Annotated in this window: 20 protein-coding genes and 2 pseudogenes; 20 read left to right on the top strand and 2 right to left on the bottom strand. The window is 40.9% G+C overall.

The features are described from left to right. Nucleotides 1-181 precede the first annotated feature (181 nt). From EEL30_12985 to EEL30_13055, 15 genes are all read left to right on the top strand, one after another. Nucleotides 182-2,446 carry an ATP-dependent RecD-like DNA helicase gene (locus tag EEL30_12985; GenBank protein ID QDX93141.1) on the top strand — a complete coding sequence of 755 codons (2,265 nt, stop codon included), beginning with the start codon at nt 182-184 and terminating at the stop codon, nt 2,444-2,446. 85 nt (nt 2,447-2,531) lie between these two features. Then, nucleotides 2,532-3,032, top strand: a complete 501-nt coding sequence (locus tag EEL30_12990) for a photosystem reaction center subunit H (protein QDX93142.1) — start codon at nt 2,532-2,534, stop codon at nt 3,030-3,032. Nucleotides 3,033-3,052: 20 nt separating this feature from the next. Then, entirely contained in the window at nt 3,053-3,250 is a 198-nt protein-coding gene (locus EEL30_12995; protein ID QDX93143.1) for a hypothetical protein, read from the top strand. Between the two features lie 416 nt (nt 3,251-3,666). Further along, nucleotides 3,667-4,755 (top strand): AI-2E family transporter, encoded by a 1,089-nt coding sequence (locus EEL30_13000; protein ID QDX93144.1) that lies wholly within the window; start codon nt 3,667-3,669, stop codon nt 4,753-4,755. A 430-nt stretch (nt 4,756-5,185) separates the two neighbouring features. After that, nucleotides 5,186-7,837: an alanine--tRNA ligase gene (locus EEL30_13005; GenBank protein ID QDX93145.1), complete on the top strand. Its 2,652-nt coding sequence runs from the start codon at nt 5,186-5,188 to the stop codon at nt 7,835-7,837. Between the two features lie 148 nt (nt 7,838-7,985). Next, nucleotides 7,986-8,246, top strand: a complete 261-nt coding sequence (locus tag EEL30_13010) for an IreB family regulatory phosphoprotein (protein ID QDX93146.1) — start codon at nt 7,986-7,988, stop codon at nt 8,244-8,246. Nucleotides 8,247-8,263: 17 nt separating this feature from the next. Beyond that, the gene (gene ruvX / locus EEL30_13015) at nt 8,264-8,677 is read left to right on the top strand and encodes a Holliday junction resolvase RuvX (protein ID QDX93147.1); all 414 of its coding nucleotides are present in this window, start codon (nt 8,264-8,266) and stop codon (nt 8,675-8,677) included. 5 nt (nt 8,678-8,682) lie between these two features. Continuing rightward, the gene (locus EEL30_13020) at nt 8,683-8,979 is read left to right on the top strand and encodes a DUF1292 domain-containing protein (protein ID QDX93148.1); all 297 of its coding nucleotides are present in this window, start codon (nt 8,683-8,685) and stop codon (nt 8,977-8,979) included. Nucleotides 8,980-9,100: 121 nt separating this feature from the next. Beyond that, nucleotides 9,101-9,517 (top strand): NUDIX domain-containing protein, encoded by a 417-nt coding sequence (locus EEL30_13025; protein QDX93149.1) that lies wholly within the window; start codon nt 9,101-9,103, stop codon nt 9,515-9,517. Between the two features lie 156 nt (nt 9,518-9,673). Continuing rightward, nucleotides 9,674-10,780 (top strand): endolytic transglycosylase MltG, encoded by a 1,107-nt coding sequence (mltG, locus tag EEL30_13030; protein QDX93150.1) that lies wholly within the window; start codon nt 9,674-9,676, stop codon nt 10,778-10,780. Between the two features lie 120 nt (nt 10,781-10,900). Continuing rightward, nucleotides 10,901-11,554, top strand: a complete 654-nt coding sequence (locus EEL30_13035) for an O-methyltransferase (GenBank protein ID QDX93151.1) — start codon at nt 10,901-10,903, stop codon at nt 11,552-11,554. Beyond that, on the top strand, nt 11,551-12,492 hold the full coding sequence (locus EEL30_13040; protein QDX93152.1) for a U32 family peptidase: 942 nt from the start codon (nt 11,551-11,553) through the stop codon (nt 12,490-12,492). The genes EEL30_13035 and EEL30_13040 overlap by 4 nt, the downstream gene beginning before the upstream one ends. 46 nt (nt 12,493-12,538) lie before the next feature. Further along, nucleotides 12,539-13,819, top strand: a complete 1,281-nt coding sequence (locus tag EEL30_13045) for a U32 family peptidase (GenBank protein QDX93153.1) — start codon at nt 12,539-12,541, stop codon at nt 13,817-13,819. A 1-nt stretch (nt 13,820) separates the two neighbouring features. Beyond that, nucleotides 13,821-14,462: a uridine kinase gene (locus EEL30_13050; GenBank protein QDX93154.1), complete on the top strand. Its 642-nt coding sequence runs from the start codon at nt 13,821-13,823 to the stop codon at nt 14,460-14,462. A gap of 126 nt (nt 14,463-14,588) precedes the next feature. Further along, entirely contained in the window at nt 14,589-16,388 is a 1,800-nt protein-coding gene (locus EEL30_13055; protein ID QDX95759.1) for a penicillin-binding protein 2, read from the top strand. Here the strand turns inward: EEL30_13055 and EEL30_13060 are convergent. Then, nucleotides 16,351-16,824 (bottom strand): hypothetical protein, encoded by a 474-nt coding sequence (locus tag EEL30_13060; GenBank protein ID QDX93155.1) that lies wholly within the window; start codon nt 16,822-16,824, stop codon nt 16,351-16,353. The two genes, EEL30_13055 and EEL30_13060, sit on opposite strands and share 38 nt — an antisense overlap. A 279-nt stretch (nt 16,825-17,103) precedes the next feature. Here EEL30_13060 and EEL30_13065 point away from each other — a divergent pair, with 279 nt between their 5' ends. From EEL30_13065 to EEL30_13075, 3 genes and pseudogenes are all read left to right on the top strand, one after another. Beyond that, nucleotides 17,104-18,885: a methyl-accepting chemotaxis protein gene (locus tag EEL30_13065; protein ID QDX93156.1), complete on the top strand. Its 1,782-nt coding sequence runs from the start codon at nt 17,104-17,106 to the stop codon at nt 18,883-18,885. Between the two features lie 314 nt (nt 18,886-19,199). Next, nucleotides 19,200-20,552: a sodium-dependent transporter gene (locus tag EEL30_13070; protein ID QDX93157.1), complete on the top strand. Its 1,353-nt coding sequence runs from the start codon at nt 19,200-19,202 to the stop codon at nt 20,550-20,552. A 307-nt stretch (nt 20,553-20,859) separates the two neighbouring features. After that, nucleotides 20,860-21,213: pseudogene (locus EEL30_13075) on the top strand (sigma-70 family RNA polymerase sigma factor). Nucleotides 21,214-21,569: 356 nt separating this feature from the next. Here EEL30_13075 and EEL30_13080 read toward each other — a convergent pair. After that, nucleotides 21,570-22,183, bottom strand: a pseudogene (locus EEL30_13080) (noncanonical pyrimidine nucleotidase, YjjG family). Between the two features lie 644 nt (nt 22,184-22,827). Here EEL30_13080 and EEL30_13085 point away from each other — a divergent pair. Next, nucleotides 22,828-23,898, top strand: a complete 1,071-nt coding sequence (locus EEL30_13085; protein QDX93158.1) for a LytR family transcriptional regulator — start codon at nt 22,828-22,830, stop codon at nt 23,896-23,898. A 626-nt stretch (nt 23,899-24,524) separates the two neighbouring features. Further along, the gene (locus EEL30_13090; protein QDX93159.1) at nt 24,525-25,052 is read left to right on the top strand and encodes a sigma-70 family RNA polymerase sigma factor; all 528 of its coding nucleotides are present in this window, start codon (nt 24,525-24,527) and stop codon (nt 25,050-25,052) included. The last annotated feature ends 3 nt before the right edge of the window (nt 25,053-25,055 follow it).

A 25,055-nucleotide genomic window follows, 5' to 3' on the forward strand; every position in this document is an offset into this window, starting at 1 on the left:
TTTTAATCAAAGTACAATAAAGCAACACACATCCACTATCACATCGGATAGTGGAATTTTTTTTACGATGATGTTAACTAGCAGGAAATAATTCTTATCTGTAAAAATGTACAACTTCTTTGCTGGCTCCAGAAGCTTTGGCAAAGTTTAAGTTTTCTACTAGAAAAGGAGGCGTACTACCGTGCAACAACAGGCCCTCCCGTTGTTTCGTGAGACCTACATTCGAGGACAAGTAAAACACGAAATTTTTTATAACGAAGAGAACTGGTATGCCATCATTCGTTTTAAAGTAGAAGAAACAACGGAACCGATAAAAGATAAGGATGTCATTGTGGTGGGGCATTTTCCGCGCCCCCACGAAGATGAGACGTATACGTTTTATGGAGAGTGGAAAGATCATCCTAAATACGGGAAGCAGTATGTGGCAGAACGGTACGAGCGTGAAACACCAAAGACGAAATCAGGTGTGGAAAAATATTTAGCAAGTGGGCTTTTTAGTAGAATCGGTAAGAAGTTGGCTAAGCGAATAGTAGAACATCTAGGCGTCGACGCACTAACCATTATTGCTGAAAACCCTGATGATCTAGCAGCTATTCCAGGTATCTCTCCCAAACGAGCCAAGCAGATCTATGATTCGGTAATGGAGCATCAATCACTGGAACGTACCATGGTCTTCTTATACGAGTTTGGGATTGGTGTGCATGTAGCTTTGCGAATTTATCAAGCGTACAAACATAATACGATGACAGTCTTAACAGAAACCCCGTATAAGCTAATTGAAGATGTACAGGGCATTGGCTTTAAACGTGCAGATGATATTGCCCTCTCGACAGGCATTGCTGCTTCTTCACCGGAACGAGTGATGGCGGCGTGTCTGTATGTTTTGCAAGAGGCAGGTTATAGCGAGGGGCATGTTTATTTCCCGCATGAGGAATTGATTGGACGGGCCATTCAGCTATTAACAGAATGCGGTGGGCATGTTTTTGAAGCGGAAGATGTCCAAAGATCTATTGAACAATTGGTAATGGAAAACAAAGTCCATTGGGAAGAAGAGCGTGTTTATCTTCCGTCCTTATTCTTTGCAGAGATTGGTTTAGCGAAACGGCTTCATTATTTTGCTTCAAGAGAGGATTCGGATAGCTATCCTGCTTCTGAATTTTACCAAGCAATTGGAAAAGTAGAGGAAGAATTGGGTATTAGCTATGCTTCTAAACAACGAGAAGCAGTAGAGAAGGCAATGGATTCCGGTCTAATGCTGTTGACTGGGGGACCAGGAACGGGGAAAACAACAGTAATTCGAGGAATTTGCCATGTTTTTGCCAATTTGCAGGGAATTAGTTTGGACATGAAGAAATATGACACACACGATAATCCATTTCCTATTTTATTGGTAGCTCCTACCGGTAGAGCGGCCAAGCGTATGTCTGAGACGACAGGATTACCGGCTATGACGATCCATCGTCTTCTTGGTTGGAAAGGAGAGAGCTTCGAGCACGACAACGATAATCCGGTTCGCGGCAAAATGATTATTATTGATGAAATGTCCATGGTGGATGTATGGCTAGCCAATCAGTTATTCCGTTGCCTCCCAAAGGATATTCATGTGGTGATGGTAGGAGACCCTGATCAATTGCCTTCTGTTGGTCCGGGTAATGTTCTGTTTGATATGTTGGAGTCAAATATGATCCCGGTTGTCCAACTGACAGACATTTATCGACAGGCAGAAGAATCTTCCATTATTCGGCTAGCCCATGATATTCGGGTGGGAAAAGTACCACAAGATTTGCTTGCTCCAACCCAAGATCGACGATTTTTCACAACTTCGCCACAAAATGTTGTTGATGTTGTGAAACAAATCTGCTCCAGTTCCGTAAATAAAGGATATACAGCAAAAGATATACAGGTGCTTGCTCCAGTTTATAAAGGAGTAGCTGGCGTTAACCACATCAATGAAGAGTTACAGCTACTGTTTAACCCGCCTTCGGAACAAAAACGGGAGGTAACGTTTGGCGAAACTGTTTTTCGGGTAAAAGACAAAGTACTCCAATTGGTAAATAATGCAGACGAACAAGTCTTTAACGGAGATATGGGAGAAGTTGTTGCTATCTTTCGTCCTACAGAAAATGAGGAGAATGAAGAGCAACTGGTGGTTTCCTTTGAAGGACGTGAGGTTGTATACCGTCGTTCACAATACCATCAACTAACTTTGGCGTACTGTTGCTCTGTGCATAAATCACAGGGTAGTGAATTTCCGATTGTGATTTTACCTTTAGTACGTAACTATTACCGAATGTTACGCAGAAAATTAATCTACACGGGTGTAACACGTAGTAAGTCATTTTTGCTAATGTGTGGTGATCCAGATGCTTTTCGCATTGCGGTGCAAAACGATGAAGAAGGAATTCGTTATAGCTACTTACAAGATCGACTTCGGTTGTATGGATAAAGGAAGGTTTGGTATAGGTGGAACAGTTTAGGCAGGATACAAGGTCATCTCAACCGCAATACTAACATAACGGGAGGAGATGCCCATGAAGAGAGCATTGGACGCAGTAGGCTTGCCAGTTTTGGCCATGAACAGCGGCGAAGAAATTGGGATTGTCCGAGATATCCTCTGTGATCTTCACTTGCAAGTCATTGGTCTGGTTTTGCAAGAAGCAGGCTGGTTCCAGCAGGGAAGCTACATTCATTCCAACCATATCGGTACAATCGGGGACGATTTCATCACAGTAGAGGACAAGCATGTTGTGACCTCAATGCGCCATCTAGATACAAATCAATTGTTCTGCCTATTTACAGGTGAACATGCATTAAAAGGAAAACAAGCAATAACAGAGACCGGTGCTTGGCTAGGAAAAGTGGAAGATGTTTATTTTTCAGTCGACTGGGAAAGAATGGTAGGGTACGAATTATCGGACGGATGGATTGCCGATATTACCGAGGGACGCAAGCGGATTACTGCGACAGCGCCTGTATCAATCGGAAACGACCACCTTATCATCCCCTTGCACACCGGATTTAAGGCGCATTAGCGTTTAGGAGGTTATGATACATGATGACTTGCCCCAATTGTTCATCAAAAGATATTGGTAAAATTGGAACGAATCAGTACTACTGCTGGAATTGCTATGTTGAGATGAGTATGTCTGGAGATCAGATTTCTTCTATTTATCAAGTGGAAGAAGACGGTTCTTTGGAATCATTGAATGACTTGTTTTTAGACGACCAAGAACTTAGAGCACAAGCATGACACTTCAATTTGACCCCATGAGAATCTGAAGGAGGCTGCTATATGAGACGCGGAATTTTTCGAACTTTGATCATGAGTGGAATCGTAGCTGCTATTGGGTACCTGATGAAGTCTAAACGGAGTCAAAAATACTTTAGTGGTTGGGGAAAAATGCAATTTTCACAGCGAGATATTCAGAGGTTTGGTCGGTTTTTGAAGCGTTCGTTTGCACGCTAGTCTTCATTCAAATTGGAATGTAACAACAATAAGTGACGGGTAACCTTTTTACTGGTGGGAAAAATGGATTACAAGCAGCCTGTTTCCCTTGGTGGAGCAGGTTGCTTTTTTTTGCTTCCAAATCACCAGCTTTTCCGCATCTTTCCTCCCTTTTTAGAGCATCCTACCAAAAGGAGTTTTTTACATATGGGGGAAATGCAATGGAACAACTGACAAAACAACCAACACCGCAACAAAAACGCTATCGTTTTTATCATATCGCTGTGTCTATTATCTTACTGCTCATCATAGCAAATCTTTTCGTGCTGCTTCGACCTGCGTTGAAGCCTCTTTATTTTTGGATTGAAGAAGTGACCCTTCCATTTCTTGCTGGTCTTATCATTGCCTATCTGCTTCATCCGATCGTGGCTAGCCTAGAAAAAAGGAAGGTTCCGCGTTTGGCTGCTTTACTTCTGATTTATATGGGGTTTGTGCTACTAGTCGTCGTTGCCGTGATGAATGCCATTCCCATTTTTACCAAGCAGATGGTAGAACTATCCGACGATCTGCCTCGATTAACGACCTGGTATGAAACATGGATACAAGAGTGGGAGGCTCATAAATACTTTTTGCCAGATAGCATTCAGCATGGCGTAGATCGAGCTATTATTCAATCGCAGGAAAAAATGACGCATGATATCTCCTCCTTTGTTGATGGTGCTAAGAAAACACTTGGAAAGGTGTTAGGCTATGCGGTCATCCCTTTTATTGCTTTTTATTTATTAAAAGATATGAAACAAATCCATCGAGGGCTTATTTTGTGGGTGCCACGCAAGTTTCGCCGCCAAACGCAAGTAGCGATGCGAGATATAAATGATTCATTGGGCAAATATATTCACGGACAAATGGTTGTCTCCCTAATAGTAGGTATGCTTATCTATATTGGATATTGGGCAATTAAAATGCCTTATCCATTTGTACTAGCTTGCTTTGTGGCCTTAACCAACATCATTCCTTTTATTGGACCGTTGATTGGGGCTGTGCCGGCGTTGTTGATTGCTCTTACCATTTCCACAAAACAAGCTCTATTGGTTCTAGGAATTAACTTAGCGATTCAAATTATTGAAGGAAATATTATTTCGCCAAATATTATGGGGAAAACACTTCATCTTCACCCACTCACAATTATTTTTGCCTTATTGGCTGGTGAGGCGATTGCTGGGGTGATCGGGATGATCTTGGCTGTGCCTGTGCTAGCGGTGTTAAAAGTGATCATCCAACGTATTATTTTGATTCGAACTCAAAGTTGACATGGATTAGAAAAAAACACTATAATTACGTTGAAACATTACTCATGTAACCAATTACATAACGACTAGATCGTTGATGGAACGAGTAGGTTGCACCCTTTTCAAAGAGAGGACGCCCCCCGGCTGCAAGGGCATCCAAAAGAAGGACAACTGAAGGCTACTCCGAAGACCGGAAAAACCGGCGGCAGACCCCGTTATGGTCAGGAAAGCGACAGATGCTCTCATTTTTAAGCGCTATTTTTGGTGTATAAAAAGGGGAGTTCTGTAAGCAGGGTGGTACCGCGAGACAATAGCTCTCGTCCCTGAGGGGATGAGGGCTTTTTTTATTTGTCTGAAAGTCAGCATACGTATACAAAACGATGGTTTGGCCGAACAGAAAAAGGACAAGTTGGTCAATACCTCGTGTTGAAAAATAAAGGAGGTAAACAACATGAAGAAGTTGACAGGAAATCAAGTTCGTCAAATGTATTTGGATTTCTTTGTGAGTAAAGGACATCGCATTGAACCAAGTGCATCTTTGGTGCCAGTTGATGACCCATCTTTGTTGTGGATTAACAGTGGAGTAGCTACCCTGAAAAAATATTTTGATGGACGAATTATTCCTGATAATCCCCGTATTACCAATGCGCAAAAATCAATCCGTACAAACGACATTGAAAACGTAGGACGTACAGCGCGTCACCATACTTTCTTTGAAATGCTGGGGAATTTCTCTATTGGGGAATATTTTAAAAACGAAGCTATTCATTGGGCATGGGAGTTCCTGACAAGCCCGGATTGGATTGGTTTTGACCCAGAGAAATTATCTGTAACCATCCATCCCGAAGATGATGAAGCATTTGAAATTTGGAATAAAGAAATTGGCGTACCAGAAGAGCGTATCATTCGTTTGGAAGGAAATTTCTGGGATATCGGAGAAGGTCCAAGTGGTCCGAACACAGAGATTTTCTATGATCGCGGGGAATCATTTGGTAATGACCCAAGTGATCCAGAATTGTACCCAGGTGGCGAGAACGAACGTTATTTAGAAGTGTGGAATCTAGTATTCTCGCAATTTAATCATAATCCTGATGGTACTTATACTCCATTACCTAAGAAAAATATTGATACAGGTATGGGTTTGGAGCGTATGGTTTCGGTTATTCAAAATGTGGATAACAACTATGAGACAGACCTGTTGTTTCCACTAATTGAAGAGACGAGTAAGATTTCCGGTGTGTCTTATAAGACCAATGATGAGCTTGATGTAGCTCTAAAGGTAATTGCTGACCACGTACGTACCGTATCTTTTGCTATTGGAGACGGAGCTTTGCCATCTAATGAAGGTCGTGGCTACGTATTACGTCGTTTACTTCGCCGTGCTGTACGCATGGGGAAAATGCTAGGTATCCAGAAGCCGTTCTTGTACACGTTGACTAAAACAGTTGGCGATATGATGGGGGATTTTTACCCAGAAGTAGTACAAAAGCGCGATTTTATCGAGCGTGTAATCCGCGCGGAGGAAGAGCGTTTCCATGAAACATTGGAAGAAGGCTTGTCCATTTTAGAAGGCATGGTAAAAGCAACGAAGGAAACAGGTGGCACGCAATTGAGCGGTCCTGATACCTTCAAACTGTATGACACATATGGCTTCCCTGTTGACTTGACCGAGGACTTCGCGATGGAGCAAGGCCTTACTGTTGACCGCGATGGTTTCGAACAAGCAATGGAAGAGCAGCGTGAACGTGCTCGTGCTGCTCGTCAAGATGTAGACAGCATGCAGACTCAAGGTGGGGCATTGTCCGAATTAACAGTAGCAAGCGAATTTATCGGTTATACAACACTGTTTGCTGATGCCAAAGTCGAGGCCATTATCGTTGACAACCAATTGGCACAAGAAGCACAGGAAGGCGTTACGTGCCAAGTGGTGTTAGACCGTACTCCTTTCTACGCTGAGAGCGGCGGACAGATTAATGACGAAGGTACATTGACAGCAGATACTGTTAAAGCACGCGTATTGGATGTACAGAAAGGGCCGCATGGTCAAAACGTACATCAAGTACTGATTGAAGCAGGTACATTACATGTAGGTGCTCAGGTTGCGGCTGAAGTAGGCCAACAAGGTCGTAACGCTACGATTAAAAACCATACAGCGACTCACTTATTGCATCAGGCTCTAAAAGATGTGCTTGGAACACATGTGAATCAAGCAGGTTCCTTGGTATCTCCTGAGCGACTTCGCTTTGACTTTACACATATTAGCTCTATTACAGCAGAAGAGCTGGAGAGTATCGAGCAGATCGTGAATGAACAGATCTGGAAGAACCTGCCGGTCAATATTTCGAACATGAAGATTGCTGAGGCAAGAGAAATGGGCGCGATGGCACTATTCGGAGAGAAGTATGGGGACGTCGTGCGTGTGGTTAATGTGGAAGGCTATAGCATTGAACTGTGCGGTGGTTGCCATGTAGGGAATACAGCTGAAATTGGTCTATTAAAAATTTTGAGCGAGAGCGGCATTGGAGCAGGGACTCGTCGTATTGAAGCGGTGACAGGTCGTGGCGCTTATCAATATTTGAACCAACAGTTAGCTACACTAAAAGAAGTGGCACAAGCAGTCAAATCTCCGCAATTGCATGAGACACCTGCTCGTGTAGAGAGCGTATTGGCTCAATTGAAAGAGACACAACGTGAAGCTGAATCATTACGCACAAAGTTGGGTAATATTGAGGCAGGAACCCTCACGGAGCAAGTACAAGAAGTGAAGGGTGTAAAACTTTTAGCTACTCAAGTATCTGCTACGGATATGGATAACTTACGTGGCATGGTGGATGAGCTGAAAAATAAATTAGGCTCCGCAATTATCGTGCTTGCATCTGTAGAAGACGATAAGGTAAACATCGTAGCCGGAGTGACCAAAGACCTGATGGGCCAGGGCTTCCATGCTGGTAAAATCGTCAAAGAAGTAGCAACCCGTTGCGGCGGTGGTGGTGGTGGTCGTCCTGATATGGCACAGGCTGGCGGTAAGGAACCAGCTAAATTAGGCGAGGCACTTTCGATCGTTGCGAGCGTAGTCGAAGGACAAGCGGTTGCAAATCAATAGGCAAAACGTCTACAATATAGAGTAACAAGGTGAACTGGATTCATTCGCTGTGCGGGTGAATCCTTTGCCTTTCCGATCAACTCTAAAAATGAGCCCATTCATTATGCTTGTAACAGGCCCATTTTTAAATAAAGCGAGGTGTTAGGCTATGTCTATGGACAATACCATGAAGTTTAGCGCTCCAAAGGAAGCAAGCGAAGCTGAAGTACGTGCCACTTTGGAAGAAGTATATAGCGCTCTACAAGAAAAAGGCTATAATCCGATTACGCAGATTGTAGGATATCTACTATCAGGAGATCCTGCATTTATTCCTCGCCATAACAATGCTCGCAGTTTGATAGGCAAAATTGAACGCGACAAGCTGATTGAAGAAATGGTGAAAGCTTATTTGTCACCAAAAGGTTCATAACTTCATAGGAGATAATTATGCGAATACTTGGATTGGATGTGGGTGAGAAGACTATAGGCGTCGCAGTAAGCGATGAGCTAGGTTGGACCGCTCAAGGAATCGAAACGATTAGACGCTCGTCCAAAGAAAAAGATTTTGGACGTATCGAAGAATGGATTGCGACGTACCAAGTACAAGCACTGGTGGTTGGTCTGCCGAAGAATATGAACGGCACGATTGGCCCCAAGGGTGAATACTGTCAAGCTTTTGCCGAGCAACTGAAGGAGCGGACAGGATTACCCGTTCATCTCTGGGATGAGCGATTGACGACGATGGCAGCTGAAAAAATGTTAATCTCTGCTGATGTGAGTCGCCAAAAGCGCAAGAAAGTGATTGATAAAATGGCAGCCGTACTCATCCTTCAGGGGTATATGGATGCTAATTCGAGGTGAAAGCAATGAGTGAAGACATGCAAAATGACTATGAAGTAGGCGACGTGATCGCATTGGTGGAGGAAGGGGAAGACGATTCAGCTACCCGTGATTTCCGCATCATGTACATCCTAGAAGTAGAAGATCGCAATTATTTAGTTTTGGTTCCGGTTGATCAGGAAGATGACGAAGAGTATGAAGTTCATTTCTTGCGTTATGATGGAAGTGACATTCTTGAGCCGATTGAAGACGATGCTGAATGGGATGCTGTAGAAGCTACCTTTGAAACACTGGTCGCTGAATTGGAAGGCGAAGAGATCTAGTATTTGATAACGTAGTAGGTAACAAAGGCATGGGTCAACTGGAGAAGAGTGCATCAAAGAGATGATGCCTTTTCTTCGGTAGCTCATGCTTTTTTTACATCATGAATGAAAGAGGGAGCATATGGCGACAAAAATGGTTAGTACTGTAATTATACAAGAAGATCGAGTTTTACTGATTAGAGAAGACAGTGAAGAGCAGGGAGGTCTATGGAATATCCCATCAGGGGTCGTACAAGCAGGAGAAAAAATTATGGATGCCGCTGTTCGAGAAACACGTACAAAAACGGGTCTAGATGTAGATTTAATCAGTTTATCGGGTATTTATCAATTTGTAAGTGCGACGAGAAAACAATTAGTGCGCAATGTCTTTACTGCGAAGGTGATTGGCGGTAGCGTTCAGATAGATGGAAAAGAAATTATCGAAGCAAGATGGTTCAGTTTTCCAGAGATTGACCAGCTAGAAGATGAAGTTGTTTGTCATGTTCATTCACTAAGACGAGTTTTTGAAGATGTAAAAAAGATGAGTCAAGAATTATAAGAACTAGCGGAATTTTTGATTATGAAACTATCAGGTGTCGAACCTTCTCCTCAACGGAAAAAAACATAGATAGACAGCAAGAAGAATCGTTATCAAGCGTGCAAGATTTGCTATCTTTTTGTATAATGAATGGCGATGTTATGTGAGGAGGAGTGTGTGCGCTTGGCAAAAGATAGTGAAGAAAGACAAAATTTGCTAGGGAATCAATCCCGATCGCGGAGGGGACGAAGCGGCGGGTTTATCGTAAAAGGATTGTTATGGGTCATATTTCTCGGCCTGATTGTGGGTGGAGTGGGGACTTATTATGTATATCAACAGCTACAAACAAATCCAATTACAGCTACGACAGAAGTGGACATTCCGGCAGGTTCTAGCGTCAAGCAGATAGCTACGTTACTAGAGAAGAATGGTGTCATTAAAAATGCCACTTTATTCTCGTATTATGTGCGCTATCAAGGCGTTGCTGGTGATTTAAAAGCGGGTATCTATCAATTTGATCAACAAGTAACTACTGAGCAACTAATCAATATGTTGAGCAAAGGAACCCAGGCAGAAGTGGTTCGCTTTACCGTACCAGAGGGCTGGAACGTAAGCCAAATTGCTGAGGCTCTTGCTAAAAAAGGGCTAATTGAGAAAGATATATTTATACATGAAATAAATGAAGGGAATTTCCCAGAATTTCCGTTTGTCTCGTCTATTCCAAAGAAAGAAGGGCGAAAATATCGGTTAGAGGGATATTTGTTCCCGGAAACCTATGAAGTACGCAAGGGAGCAACTGAGCATGAAATTATCGCCAAAATGCTGGGACAGTTCCAAAAAGAGTGGAAGCCAGAATGGACCGAACAAATTAAGAAACACAAGATAACCATGGATGAAGCGGTTAATTTAGCTGCGATCGTGGAACGTGAAGTGGTTGTGGATCAAGAACGGCCAATCGTAGCAGGAATTTTTTATAACCGCATGCGTGATAGATGGAAGTTACAATCATGTGCCACTGTACAATTCGTATTAGGTAAGCAACGTGATCGTATCACTTTTGAAGATTTAAAGATTGCTAGCCCTTATAACACGTATCTGCACGAAGGACTGCCGCCTGGACCGATTGCGAGTCCCGGTAGAGCATCACTGGAGTCGGTCGTGAAACCACAAGAAAATGAATACTTCTTCTTTGTGACGAAAAAGGACGGGACACAGGAGCATTACTTCTCCAAAACTTTTGCAGAACATGCTTCAAAAAATGCTAAAAGTCAAGGCAGTTGGTAGCAAAACGATACTGGCTGTTTTGTCGAAATGTGTTATAATAGAGCGGTTGTGAATTAGCTTATGACAGATTCTATACCAAAATGTATATTATCTGGTTGAAGAGAACGGGGGACCTTTCACATGATTACGAACCCTGCTATAGATAATTATTTAAAAGATCTTATTCCAGAGCGCTCCCCGCTATTAACGAGACTGGAGCAGGAGGCACATGAAGAGAATATCCCTATTATTCAGTTGACTGGGGCTCAATTCTTGCGTACCTTACTGTTAATTAAAAGACCCAAAAGCATCTTGGAAGTGGGTACAGCTATTGGGTATTCGACAACCTGGTTGGCCGAGGCTGCTCCTACGGCAAAAATTGTAACGATGGAGCTGGACGAAGAGCGCATCTCCCGCGCACGAGCTACTTTTAAAGAAGCTGGACTTGAAGATCGAATTGAACTGATAGAGGGAGACGCGACGAGAGGTTTAGCTGATTCATATGAGTTTGATTGTTTGTTTATTGATGCTGCTAAGGGACAGTACCTCACCTTTTTACAATTATACCTTCCTCTGTTAAAAGAAGGAGGTCTAGTGATTACGGATAATGTTCTGTACCGTGGTCTCGTGACTGATCCGCAATCAGCAGGAAAACGGCAAAAGAAAATGGTAGAAAAGATTGATGGATTTAACAAGCATCTCATGGGACACCCTGAACTGGAAACATCAATTGTACCAATCGGGGATGGGATTGCGATTAGTGTAAAGCAGACGAGAGGAGAGGGCAGTGCGTGAAAAAGCCTGAACTATTAGTTGCGGTAAAAAAAATAGCTGATGTCCTACCATTGATTGAGGCAGGTGCGGATGCTCTTAGCATTGGGGAAGCACGCTATGGACTTCGCAATGCAGGAGATTTTACCGTAGAAGAAATAGACGAAGCGATTCGCCTGGCACATAGTAAAGGTGCTAAGGTGTACATCAATATAAATACGTTATTGCACAATGAAGAGTTAGATGGATTAGACGATTTTCTGATTCATTTGCAAGCAGTGGGAGCAGATGCTGTCGTATTTGGCGATCCAGCGGTGTTAGTTGCAGTTAAACAAATGGCTCCCAAGCTAAAGCTACACTGGAGTATGGAAATGCTATCGACAAGTTACGATACAATTAATTATTGGGCGGAAAAAGGGGCAAACCGTGCTGTATTGGCGCGTGAGTTGACCATTGATGAAACGATTGAAAATCAGCAGGAAGCAACATGTGAGATTCAAACGCAGGTGCATGGTCCGACTTGCATTTTCCAATCCAAGCGTGATTTGGTCTCGGCTTATTTTGGTCATCAGGGACGTGATATGGAACAGGAAGATACCAGCATGGATCGCGGCATGTACGTGAAGGAAGAAAAACGTCGCAATATCAGCTATCCTGTATATGAAGATGTCCATGGCACTCATATTATCAGTGCGGAAGATATCTGTATGATTGATGGTCTCGAAGATTTTGTAAATGGGGAACTGGACAGCTTGAAAATTGAAGGGCTGTTGCATACGTCTGAGTATGTAATCTCAGTGACCAAGCTATATCGTGAAGCATTAGATTTGTGCGTATCTGATGTAGAACTTTATCGTGATAAGGCAGCCGAATTTCTTGAGAAAATCGAAGCATTACAACCAGAAAATCGACCTTTAAATACCGGATTTTATTATAAACCACCAATTCCTTACCATGCATAAACGGGTAAAGAAGACTTGCGTAAATTGAAATGAGAGGTGAATCATCTTGGGCACGATTATAACCCCAAACCAAACAGGATTAAAACCGGTGATTGCCAAGCCTGAGTTGCTAGCTCCAGCAGGCAACCTAGAAAAATTGCAGTTTGCGATTCGTTATGGAGCAGACGCCGTTTATATCGGTGGTCAAGTATACAGCTTGCGTGCCAATGCTGATAACTTCTCCTATGATGAAATGCGTGAAGGGGTTAAATTTGCCCACGATCGCGGAGCTAAAGTGTTTGTAGCGACCAATATTATTGCTCACAATGAAGATTTAGGTGGAATGGCGGAGTACTATCAAGAACTACAAAATATTGGTATTGATGCTGTTATCGTAGCTGACCCTGCACTTATTCAGGCTTGTAAGAAAGCTGCGCCTAAGATTGAAGTACATTTGAGTACACAGGCGTCAACAACGAACTGGCGATCCGTGCAGTTTTGGAAAGATGAAGGAATTTCCCGTGTCGTTCTAGCACGTGAAGTTTCCATGAAAGAGATTTATGATATTAAATCTCATGTTGATGTAGAAATCGAAGCGTTTATTCACGGCGCGATGTGTATTGCTTATTCTGGTCGTTGTGTATTGTCCAATCATATGGCGATGCGTGACTCTAACCGTGGAGGCTGTGCACAATCCTGTCGTTGGAAATATGATCTATTTGAAGATGGATTTAACTTTGAAGAGGCAGAGAAAAACGGAGTTAAGACATTGTTTGCTGAAGGAGACGAGCAATATACGATGTCTCCAAAAGATTTAAGCATGTTGCCGTATATTGCGGATATGATTGAAGCTGGCGTCGATTCCTTTAAAGTGGAAGGCCGGATGAAATCCATCCATTATGCAGCGACCGTTTCCCGTGCTTATCGCATGGCGATTGACTCTTACTTTGAAGATCCGAAAAACTTCAAGATCAAGCAAGAATGGATCGACGAAGTGTACAAGGCTGCGCCACGTACGCTGTCTACTGGATTCTTTTACGGAAGCCCAAGCACACAAGAACAAATCTTTGGTGAACCAGATCATCCAATTCCTTATGATTTTGCGGGGCTGGTTATGGATTACGATCCTGCTACAAGTATTGCAACTGTTCAAGTGCGTAACCATTTTAAAGTGGGCTCGAAAGTGGAATTCTTTGGACCAGATACATTCTTTGCACAACAAGTAGAACAAATTTGGCACCATGTCACTGATGAATCATTAGATGCAGCACGTCATCCAATGTCATTAGTCAAATTGAAGGTAAGCCAACCGGTGAAACCTTATGACATGATGAGGAAGGAGCTTTAGAATGGGTCGCCCCGTACTAATTGGGGTAGCCGGAGGAAGCGGGTCCGGTAAAACCACCGTTGCAAGAGAATTATACCGCCAGTTTAAAGACGAGAGTGTCTTGATGATTGAGCAGGATTCTTATTACAAGGATCAAAGCTACATGACAATGGATGAGCGAGTAAAAACCAATTACGACCATCCTTTTGCTTTTGATAATGATCTATTGCTAACACACCTCCATGAGCTACTCAACTATCGAGCAATCGAAAAACCGAAATATGATTTTAAGGAGCATACTAGAGCAGCAACGACGGTTAACGTCCAGCCAGCTGATGTTATTATCCTTGAAGGTATGTTGATCCTAGAAGACCAACGTATTCGCGACATGATGGATATTAAGGTGTTTGTTGATACAGACGCCGATGTACGTATCGTGAGACGCATTCAGCGCGATATTGAGGAGCGCGGACGCAGTTTAGATAGTGTTGTCCAACAATACTTAAATGTTGTTCGTCCGATGCATTTGCAATTCATCGAACCAACGAAACGCTATGCGAACATTATTATTCCGGAGGGTGGCTATAACAAGGTAGCACTTGATCTGCTCTCTACGAAGATTCACAATATCTTACATGATAAGAACCAATGCTATTTTGATTAAAAATAGGTCGTCATGAATGAATTGCAAAAGACCCATACCATTTTACATGGTGTGGGTCTTTTTGGTTTGAAAAGATATATAGAGGGAAATACTGGGGAGAAAAAAGCAAAGGAGATGAGGAAGAAAATGGACCTGAGAGCGCTGAATAAACGGCGAAGCTTTCTCATCCTAATTATTATCAGTTTGCTATTCGGTGGGTTGCTATTGAGGCTTTGGTGGATTCAGGTAGCAGCGACCAATTCCTTTTCCCCCCACAATATTGATCTTGTCAAAGCAGCTGTTAAACAAAGGCAGCAATCGATTACGTTAAACAGTGGACGCGGCGAGATGACAGACCGTCATGGAGAATCACTTACGGGAGTAAAAAAAAATGCTCTCATTATTTTTCCGTTGGCTCGTGGGAACGCAGAGGTAAATGAGAAGATTAGAGAAGTAGCAGAAATCGTGCAAAGTAGAGAGTCTGAAATCATGAAAATGATTCAGAATGGAAAAAGTCCTGCCCCATTGCGTGATTTCGCGGGAAACATTATTGAGTTAAATGAAAAACAGATGAAGCAAATTAACGATCTGAAAATACCAGGTATTTTATCCGTTGCCATGACGGAGCGCTATGCACCAACAGGTATTGCCAAACAGGTGATCGGTTATATTAGTCAAAATCCTGAACGTGTTGCGCAATTATATGCAGATGATTTACGTAATGGAAAGATTATGTTAGATACCCCACTTGGCTCTTCTGGACTGGAACGGACCTTTGATCGATTTTTACAAGGCATGCAGCCTTCTATTCTATCTTATTATGTAGATGGTCAAGGAAATCCCTTGAGTGGATTGGATACACGATTTTCTGTAGAAGATAATGCTTTTTATCCGTTGACAATGAAGACGACATTGGATCGCCAAATACAGTCTTTTATGGAACAAGCAATGGATATGGCGGGAATAGAAGATGGAGCTGTCGTGGTGCTTGATGTGAAAAGTAGCGATATCCTGTCTATGGCTTCTCGTCCAAAGTTCGATCCAACAAAGGTAAATGTGGCGGAAGGAAAATGGAAAAATCAAGCTTTGACTCAGATTTCTCCAGGCTCAGTTTACAAAACGGTCGTAGCTGCGGCTGCATTAGAGGATGGGGTTGTATCTCCTAGTGAAACCTTTACCTGTGAAGGTAGCTACGGAAAATATGGATTCTCCTGCTGGAAAAAAGAAGGTCACGGGCATCTAACTATGTTGGAAGCCTTTGCCGAGTCATGTAATATTACCTTTGCAGAGATTGCCAAGCGTTTAGGTGGAGAACGGATTACTAAACAAGCGGAGAAGATGGGGCTAACCAAACAAATTGGTTGGCAGGTAGATCAATTGTATAAAATAGAAAATTTTAAGCAATTGGACGGGGAAGAGAAAGGGCAAGTATTTGCAAAAGGAGTATCTCCAAATGATGAGGGGGTCCTCATTCAAACCGCGATTGGCCAGCGTGATGTACAAATTTCTCCCCTACAGACAGCCAATATGATGGCCATGATTGCTCGGGGTGGCAAAGCAAAAGAAGCGCGTCTCGTATCAGAAATTGATTATCGGAATGGGAGTCGTTTTTATCAGTTTCCGGAAAATGATCTGTCTGGGGTAGGTTTGGACAAGGTTACTTCCCAAAAGCTTTCGCGTTTTCTACAAGAGGTTGTCCAAGAAGGCACAGGCAGCTCCTTGAAAGACCTGCCATTATCTGTCGCTGGAAAAAGTGGAACCGCACAGGTCTTATATAAAGGAGAGCCTAAGGTACATCAATGGTTTGCTGGATTTACCCCAGTTGATAGACCTCGATACGCTATTGTGGTAGTAGCTAAGAACCAACCAACATCTGGTGCAAGCAAAGCAACTCAAGCATTTAAACTAGCTATTGAGCGGCTTGCGACGTTTGAACTTCGATCTTAGAAAAGGAACGAATTCCTTTCTCTAAGAAAAAGCCGCGGGCCATGAGCTGTTCCTGGCGGTTATACCCGACGATCAACATGATAGGAGAGTTGGAACGATATTCTTTTTGATTGCTTTTTTGAACAAACGTATTTTTGTCGGTTCGACTAGGCGTAAGAGGCGGCATTGTATGACTGTGCCAGTCTCCAATGTACTGGATTTGGCTATTTGGTCGTGTTTTACGCTTAACGATGCGGCGAAGATAAGAATCATCAAACATAATGGAATGTTGCATACGTAGTGCATTAGGACCAGGCTCACTAGCAAACGTAATAAGCCAACTGTTATCATCTCGCTTATAACCTAAGAGAATCCCACCTGTCTCCAAATCGGGATATTGTCGGACCGACTTTTGAATCTGGGACCATGCGGCTTCTGTAAGATATAAGGTTGCCATCCCAAGACCTCCTTTCCAAATGACGGAAGTGATAATTGTCTTGCCAGTATATGTGAGAAGGTAAAAGGACGTGTATCGGGCAAGAGGCTAGAGATAAAGAAACAGAAAATAGGAACGTTAAAAGGAGAAATTACACTGTTATTTTGTTGGGAAAGTTGAATTCTCGATCTTTTCTACAGTTTTTAAGTAATTAGGCCTAAATTTTTCCGTGTATATTGACGATATAGATAATGCACAAGTCTGTTCAAATCACTGGAAAAATGTGGGAGGCGATACCATTTGAATCACAGAAGCCTTTCGTTTCGTGCGATAGCTTTTATCTCCATTATCATTCTTTTATTTACCTCGGTTTCCATTGTATTATCGTACGATCGTCAGAAACAGATGTTTATTCAAGTAATAGCAGCGATTTCAAAATCGGTGGATACCCAACTTGAAACGTTATCTTCGGAAATTGACGCTGTTAAACGGCTAATTGTCGATGAGTCAAACAGCAATTCGGGCTACACCAACGTCTTTATAAGTTTATCCAACAAATTGGATAATTCTTTACAAGCGGAATATGTAACAGATGGATACCTTTTTGCTCCAGATCTTATTCAAAACGACCAAAAGAGCCAGCTTAAAGTCATTTTAGCTAGTGAAAAGCTTGTAGAGGCTGGGGTAAAGCCTAACTCTATTATAGAGCTTAACCCATCGCAGCTTGTTGCCTATCAAAGTGCGTTGGATAAGGGGGAAAGCATTTCAAAATCTTTTATTAATGAGGATAAAGAGGTTTTGACGGTATTTACAACAATTAAGAATCGTTCTGATCAAGTGTCAGCTGTTTTAGCTATAAACTTTGATTATGATCTTATGCAAAAAGATCTCCTGCAAAGCTTGCAATTTCCCGTGTTAATAAGTTTATTCTTTGGAGTTATTTTACTTGGCGGTAGTATCTTTGCGATTCGTCATACCATGAAACGGATCAAAGCGCTATCTGACCTATCTTTACAGACAGCACAAGGAGACCTTACTGTGCGTGTGCCAATAACATCTAAGGATGAGATAGGCGTATTAGCAGAGAACTTTAATACAATGCTATGCAGTATTGAAGAGGTAGTAAAGGGTATTCATCGTACGACGGCAAGCATGGTCGATTCTTCGGAAAATCTCTTTGTTCATGCTGAACAGACAACACAAGCCACGACGCAAATTTCCGCAGACATTCAACAGGTAGCAGCAGGTTCGGAAACGCAGATGCAAGGTGCTCTGGAAAGTGTACGTTCAATGGAAGAAATGGCAACGGGAATCCAGCGTATTGCGGAATCTGCTTCCCAGGTAGCCGAAGCGGCTGGCGAAGCGGCAAAAGAAGCTGAGCAGGGTAACACAGTCATTCAAAATACGGTAGGCCAAATGAGAGAGTTAAGTCAAACGGTAAATGAAGCCGTTATGGTTATTAATATTTTAAATGAAGTGTCAGCTGAAATTGGACATATCACTGGGGCTATCACTACAATTTCTAATCAAACCAATCTGCTTGCGTTAAATGCTGCGATTGAAGCGGCACGTGCAGGTGAAAATGGAAAAGGTTTTGCTGTCGTAGCCAATGAAGTGCGTAAACTAGCTGAACAATCCAAGGAATCATCGGATCAAATCAGATTGTTGGTACAAGGCATACAGGAAGGTACGCAACAAGCCATGGATTCCATGAGTAAAGGAGAAAGAGAAGTAGTAGAAACGGTGGAAGCAGTCGAACAAGCTGGACAAGCTTTTGGAAGAATCGTTTCCTCTATTCAAAACATTACGGGACAAATTGAGGAAGTATCCGCCTCCTCCGAACAGATGTCAGCTAGTACGGAAGAAGTCACTGCGAATATTGAGCAATTATCTCAAATTGCCCAGGGGGCTACGCAATATACGCAAAATGTGGCAACTTCTTCTCAGCAACAATTAGTTGCCATCGAAGAAGTTGCGGCTTCTGCAAATGAAGTGAATCGAACTGCAAAAGATTTACAAACAGCGGTCGAACATTTTAAAGTGAGAAAAGGGGAAGAAAAATATAGAAGCCCCACTTGGTAAAAATGCAATAGTAATAGAAGAAGTATACGTAGTCGATGATTACAAAATTGTAGGTAACAAAACCTAGTAATACGATAGGGAAAGAATTTTGATCTCAATATTATGGAATTGAATAAGTTTTTATAGGCGGCAGGGGAGTATCCTGTCGTCTTTTTCTTTAATAAATGGGAAGGTATAAAAAATCTTCTTGCATCTGAGTATACACGTAAAGTACTTTGGAATTGGATGAAAATCAGGTATAATATAAAATTTAGGGGACTTTTTAAAATGTTCCAAAGGAACGTAGCAGAGAAAAGTCAGGAGCGGAGAATAGAATGAGTCAACAGTCAGAACAATGGACATCACGAATTGGATTTATTTTAGCAGCGGCGGGTTCAGCTATTGGATTAGGAGCAATCTGGAAATTTCCGTATGTAGCAGGGACAAGTGGAGGAGGAGTCTTCTTTTTACTGTTTCTGTTCTTTACCCTGTTGATTGGCTTGCCACTGTTACTTTGTGAGTTCGTCATTGGCCGTAGTACAGGAAAGGAAGCGGTGTCTGCCTACCGTGAATTAGCACCAGAAACGAAATGGTACTTCCTAGGTATTATGGGTGTTATCACATGTTTTTTATTATTTTCATTTTATAGTGTAGTTGGGGGCTGGATTTTACTTTATTTAGGTATGGCGATCACAGGCAAGCTAAGCCAACCAAACATGAATTACGAGCAATTATTTGGGCAAGTCATTTCAGAGCCTTATTTAGCTTTGACTGCTCAATTTATTTTTATCGTTCTTACTATTATCATCATTTCACGTGGCGTACAAAATGGCATTGAAAAAGCCAATAAATATATGTTCCCTGCCTTATTTGTTTTGTTTATCGTACTTATGGGGCGTGCATTAACATTACCAGGTGCATGGGAAGGAATCGTCTTTTTTTTAAAACCAGATGTGAGCAAAATTGAATCGACTACCATCTTAGCAGCGATGGGACAATCATTTTTTGCCCTAAGTCTTGGTGCATCTGCTATGGCTACCTATACATCCTATTTGGATAAATCGGTGAGTTTGACGCGATCCGCAGTTTCTATTGTGAGTCTCAACCTGCTCATATCATTATTGGCAGGCTTGGCCATCTTTCCAGCTGTTTTTGCACTTGGATTTACACCAACACAAGGTCCGGGATTACTTTTTCATGTGTTACCCGCTGTATTTAGCCATATACCACTAGGTGGACTTTTCCTGGCATGTTTCTTAGCACTCTTCTTTTTTGCTACGATTACATCTGCTTTTTCTCTTCTGGAGATTACTGTCGCTTCTCTGACGCGAAAAGACCCTAGTAAACGTCGACGTTATTCATGGATAGCGGGGATGGGAGTATTTGTTCTAGGGGTTCCATCTTGTCTGTCTTTTGGAATTTGGTCGGACAAATTGATTTATGGCAAAAGCATTTTCGATGTAGCGGATTATTTGGTTAGCAACTTGTTGTTACCATTAGGGGCTTTACTCATTGCCCTATTTGTTTCTACCAAAATGAAACGAGAATTATTACAGGATGAATTCGTTCGGGGTTCCAAACTGGCGACGAGATTCTTTGGAATTTGGTTTATTCTAGTGAGGTACGTGTTACCTTTCATGATTATTCTTGTGTTTTTGCATACATTGGGGGTTATTAGATTTTCCTGAGTGACTGTTAACTATCTAAAAGATTACTCCACATATGTTTGCCTAGAATATAGATTGCATTAACATCCGTCAGCTTAGTTGCTGGCGGTTTTTTTTGCTGAGAATACCGGTCAGTGATTTTTTATATTCATGGTGGCAACAAAGAAGAGGATATCAAAAGGGGATATTATGAAGCTGCATTTACTTATCTGTATAGGGCTATTCATTTTTTGATGCAATTTAATGGTTTTCATTCTGTACAGGCACGTATAGGCAATTGCCCACATATGGATAGGGAGAGGAGCAGACTGAAGGGGAGGTGGCAGACTTGTCAAGTGTCTTCGTGGCGCTTTCGCTACTGTTTAAGGAATTGGTTATGTTTGTGGCGTATGTGAAAAACAATGCGTTTCCACAACCGCTGCCCGAGGTAGAAGAAGAGAAGTATCTTAAATTAATGGCAACGGGAGACCCTATCGCTCGAAATAAATTAATTGAGCATAATTTGCGGTTGGTTGCGCACATCGTCAAAAAATTCGAAAACACCGGCGAGGACAGCGAGGATTTGATCTCCATTGGTACCATCGGACTGATTAAAGCTATTGAGAGCTATCAGGTGAATAAAGGCACAAAACTGGCTACGTATGCAGCAAGATGTATTGAAAATGATAATCTAATGTCATTAGTGGTGCGTAAATTTTTGGTGAAAATATATTTCCTCGATCCGAGTAATTTAGATAACTTTAATAGAATCGGCTCTCTCCTATTCCACATGGAAGGGGGAGGCATGAATCAACTAGTTTTCATTCAAAACAATCAGGTAGTTACCCAGACAGTCTGACAATCGAAATCAGATCGAGAAGTTGAAGCTGGTGAGAGATACTTTATAGGTGGAGAAAGCGAGTGGAGATTGATGGGACTGCTCTTCTTAGGGAGATAATAGTCGACAATTTTGCTGGTGCTGGGACAGGAATAGAGCTGGCTATTGAACGGAGTGTATATATTAGGCCATTTTATGGTTTAATTTTTTATATATGGATTTCAGAGGATTTTAGAGCTAATTTTTAAAATTCGATATAGCTCATCAAGCTTTTGTATTTGATAGGTTGGAACAATTTCAGTTTCATTGGGCTTCATTTCAGGGTTGAACCAACATGTGTCTAGCCCAGCTAGCTGTCCGCCTTTCATATCCGAGCTTAAGAAGTCTCCTCTGAAACAAAAATATCCTTAAATAGCGGATATAATCCTGAATCACGTAAGCGTTTATCCTGAGTCTTGGAAACACCATTAGTAACAATATATAAGTCATATTGATTTTGAAGGTCTGTTATCAATTCAAAGGCCCCATTAACAAGCTGATGCCCCTCTTCTAAGTAGCTACGATAGTTCTTTTCCAGTAAAGGTCCATCAACCTCTTGACCGTATTCCTTACATAAAATTGAAAAGCGAGTATTCACTACCTCATCACGATCTAAATTTCCCTCTTCAAAGGACCTCCAGAGACTTTGGTTTATCTTTTTATAACGTGCTTAGATTTCAGTGGTTAAGGGGATGTTTTGCTCCTCGAAAAGCAAGCGCAACGCTAAGCTTTCTGCTGCACCAAAATCCAATAGTGTATCATCTACATCAAATAATAAAGTTTGATAATTTTTCAAAAGTATGCCCCCATTTTCTTCTTTTGTTATCAAGTATAGCACTTTTTATTCAATTATTGGAAGATATCAATACTGGATTTTAAAACCATGTGATGTCAATCAAAAAGCACATGCAAAATGGGCTTATCTATGTGTAATCAAAGACCTTTATAATAAAGAAATTGTGACATACTCTATCAGGAAACAACAAATATCTAGCGAATATGGCGTTTCAGAAGTAACCATTATAAATGGGTGAAAGAGCACCCCATCCAACTCATTTGTGAGGTACTGAATATACCAAAAAAAGAACTCAGCGTTTAATGAAAAAAGCTGATATTCGTTCTATTACAAGGAAGAAATTTCGCCCACAATCAAGCAAAGATAAAGGTATGGAACAAAGAAAATCGTTAGATATTCTTTTTCTCGCAATATGACAGAGAGTGGGTTTAGTATTACAAGCGTTAAAGAATGCATATGTCACCCAAAAACCCGGAAAGGGTTTCATTCTTTAGACTTATTTCATTGATTGGTTATTTTTAAAAATCTAACATTAAGATTTTAATTGATAATTATTATAAAATATAATACTATAATATAAAATGAGATGGTCGAAATCTGTCCTATTTTGTCTAATGATATATTGATAAAGGAGTATTATCGAAATGAATAATAAAAGTAATAAATACAATAAAAATAGTAAATTTTTCAAGATATTATCTATAACCATGATTGTATTTACTGTCTTGTTTGCTGGAACATTTCTTTTTAAGAGTTTAATAAAGCCTCCAAGTATTCCACAAGACAATGTAAATCTTAATTTAGATGAACTTGCATTTCTACCGCCGGATGGCAATTCAGATGATAAGTTTATAGGCAATGGTTTGCAAGCCCCTGAGGGCTTTACAACTGAAGACAGAAAAGAACAATTTTATACTTTTCTATTAGTTGGCTTGGACGAAGGTATTAATACAGATACTATAATGGTAGCTTCTTATGATGGAATTAACAAAGAATCAAACATTATAAGTATTCCGCGTGACAGTAAGGTAAATGTTAAGCGTAACGTTAAGAAAATAAACGCCGCATATCCAGCTGGTACTCTATATGGAGGTGGAAAAGAGGGAGGTATTGAGCAGTTAAAAAGGGAGGTTAAAACAATAATAGGGTTTATTCCAGATTTTTATGTTAGCGTTGATCTTGATGCGTTTATTAAAATAGTGGACGCTGTTGGTGGAGTAGAGGTTGATGTACCATTAGATATGAAGTATGACGACCCAACACAGGATTTACATATTAATCTAAAGCAAGGAAAACAACACCTAGATGGTGAAAGTGCTCTATTATTTGCACGCTACAGAAAAGGTAATAATGGTCATAATATTATTAGTGATTATCAGCGTATTGAAAATCAACAGGTGGTAATCAAGGCCATACTTGATAAATTGATAAAACCAGAAAATATAGTAAAGATTCCTAAATTTATAGAAATATTTACTAATAGTGTAGATAGCGATATTAAACCAGAGAATATGTTATGGTTTGCAAGTCAGCTTAATAAAATCAAAGGAACAGAAGCGCTATCAACATATACTCTACCTACCACCGGTACAAGTGGTCTACCTATGTATTATGAATATCTGGACAAGGACGCAATTGTTGAACTTGTTAAAAAAACAATAAACCCTTATAAAAAGGATATTGAAGCACATGATTTAGACATTGCTGGAAATTAAAACTCCATTTAACTTATATTTTAATTGCAGCCTCTTTATATTTGATTATTATTTTATATATTTGAAAAAAGTAAAATCCGACTACATATAACAGTCGGATTTTTGTTTTCCAACTTCGATGATTTGCTTGTAAAATGATTGTTCTACAAGTCTACAAAAATATGGAAGCACTTAAAGCCCTGCCACCGGTTTATTTGGGTGACAGGGCTCACGTATTTATACGAAAGCTTGCTATGATGGCAGCCTATTATAAACTCTATGGACAAAGAGCCATATGGGACTAGTAATCTTCGGATTACCTGTTCACCGTGTGTAAGACGGTTGGACAGAATCGATAGGAGCGCCAACTCCAGTCGATCCCGGTGGCTTTTTTTTCATTTCCGAATCGTTTTTTATTGACCCCATTCTACCATTGATTTGGAAGATTTATCCACATGTGTGGATAATTTGACTTAGGACGTGCCACTTTCCCTTATCTCTGTTATAAGCATAGGCACGATTCATCTCATGATTAAAATCACGAGTGTTCTCGGCTATTTAATAAAAAATAAAAGTTTTTGTCACAAAACTTTGTTTTCTGGTTTCTCTATAATGCAGGCATCAAATGAGAGGAGATTTTAACTTAAATGTTAACTATAAGTGAAGAGAGACATGTTTCGGATGTAACATTTGAAGATTTGTTTAAACAATACTATGTTTACGTTGTAAAACAGATATTATGGATTATCAAAAAACAAACTATGGCTGAAGAGTTAGCGCAAGAAGTATTTTTACAATTATATCGGACAGATTGGAAACAAATTGAAAACTTACCTGGATGGCTTATTAAATCTTCTACTTATGTAGCTTATAACTATTTACGTTCTGAAAAAAGACATCAGGCCAGAATAGATAAAGAAATGCAATATCAAGAAACACGAAATGATTCATCACTGGATGATCAATGGATACGAAAGGAGGAGATTACAAAGGTACAAATCGTTTTAAGAAAAATGAGCGATCAAGATCGAACTGTTTTATTAATGAAATTTTCCGGATTTCAGTATAAAGAAATTGCACAAGTACTTCTAATTGACCTATCTTCTATTGGAACATTATTGGTAAGAGCCAAAACAAAATTCCGCAAGATTTATAAACAGATGGAGGAGGTATAACAA

It is taken from the genome of Brevibacillus laterosporus (genome assembly GCA_007833815.1).
GTDB lineage: Bacteria > Bacillota > Bacilli > Brevibacillales > Brevibacillaceae > Brevibacillus_B > Brevibacillus_B laterosporus_D.

What these genes read in the sequence shown, in the direction of transcription:
- EEL30_12995 (QDX93143.1), top strand. Translation starts at nt 3,053, where the DNA reads ATGATGACTTGCCCCAATTGTTCATCAAAAGATATTGGTAAAATTGGA.
- EEL30_13050 (QDX93154.1), top strand. Translation starts at nt 13,821, where the DNA reads ATGGGTCGCCCCGTACTAATTGGGGTAGCCGGAGGAAGCGGGTCCGGT.
- EEL30_13000 (QDX93144.1), top strand. Translation starts at nt 3,667, where the DNA reads ATGGAACAACTGACAAAACAACCAACACCGCAACAAAAACGCTATCGT.
- EEL30_13055 (QDX95759.1), top strand. Translation starts at nt 14,589, where the DNA reads ATGGACCTGAGAGCGCTGAATAAACGGCGAAGCTTTCTCATCCTAATT.
- EEL30_13060 (QDX93155.1), bottom strand. Translation starts at nt 16,824, where the DNA reads ATGGCAACCTTATATCTTACAGAAGCCGCATGGTCCCAGATTCAAAAG.
- EEL30_13010 (QDX93146.1), top strand. Translation starts at nt 7,986, where the DNA reads ATGTCTATGGACAATACCATGAAGTTTAGCGCTCCAAAGGAAGCAAGC.
- EEL30_12990 (QDX93142.1), top strand. Translation starts at nt 2,532, where the DNA reads ATGAAGAGAGCATTGGACGCAGTAGGCTTGCCAGTTTTGGCCATGAAC.
- EEL30_13070 (QDX93157.1), top strand. Translation starts at nt 19,200, where the DNA reads ATGAGTCAACAGTCAGAACAATGGACATCACGAATTGGATTTATTTTA.
- EEL30_13025 (QDX93149.1), top strand. Translation starts at nt 9,101, where the DNA reads ATGGCGACAAAAATGGTTAGTACTGTAATTATACAAGAAGATCGAGTT.
- EEL30_13085 (QDX93158.1), top strand. Translation starts at nt 22,828, where the DNA reads ATGAATAATAAAAGTAATAAATACAATAAAAATAGTAAATTTTTCAAG.
- EEL30_13090 (QDX93159.1), top strand. Translation starts at nt 24,525, where the DNA reads ATGTTAACTATAAGTGAAGAGAGACATGTTTCGGATGTAACATTTGAA.
- ruvX (QDX93147.1), top strand. Translation starts at nt 8,264, where the DNA reads ATGCGAATACTTGGATTGGATGTGGGTGAGAAGACTATAGGCGTCGCA.
- EEL30_13035 (QDX93151.1), top strand. Translation starts at nt 10,901, where the DNA reads ATGATTACGAACCCTGCTATAGATAATTATTTAAAAGATCTTATTCCA.
- EEL30_13005 (QDX93145.1), top strand. Translation starts at nt 5,186, where the DNA reads ATGAAGAAGTTGACAGGAAATCAAGTTCGTCAAATGTATTTGGATTTC.
- EEL30_13020 (QDX93148.1), top strand. Translation starts at nt 8,683, where the DNA reads ATGAGTGAAGACATGCAAAATGACTATGAAGTAGGCGACGTGATCGCA.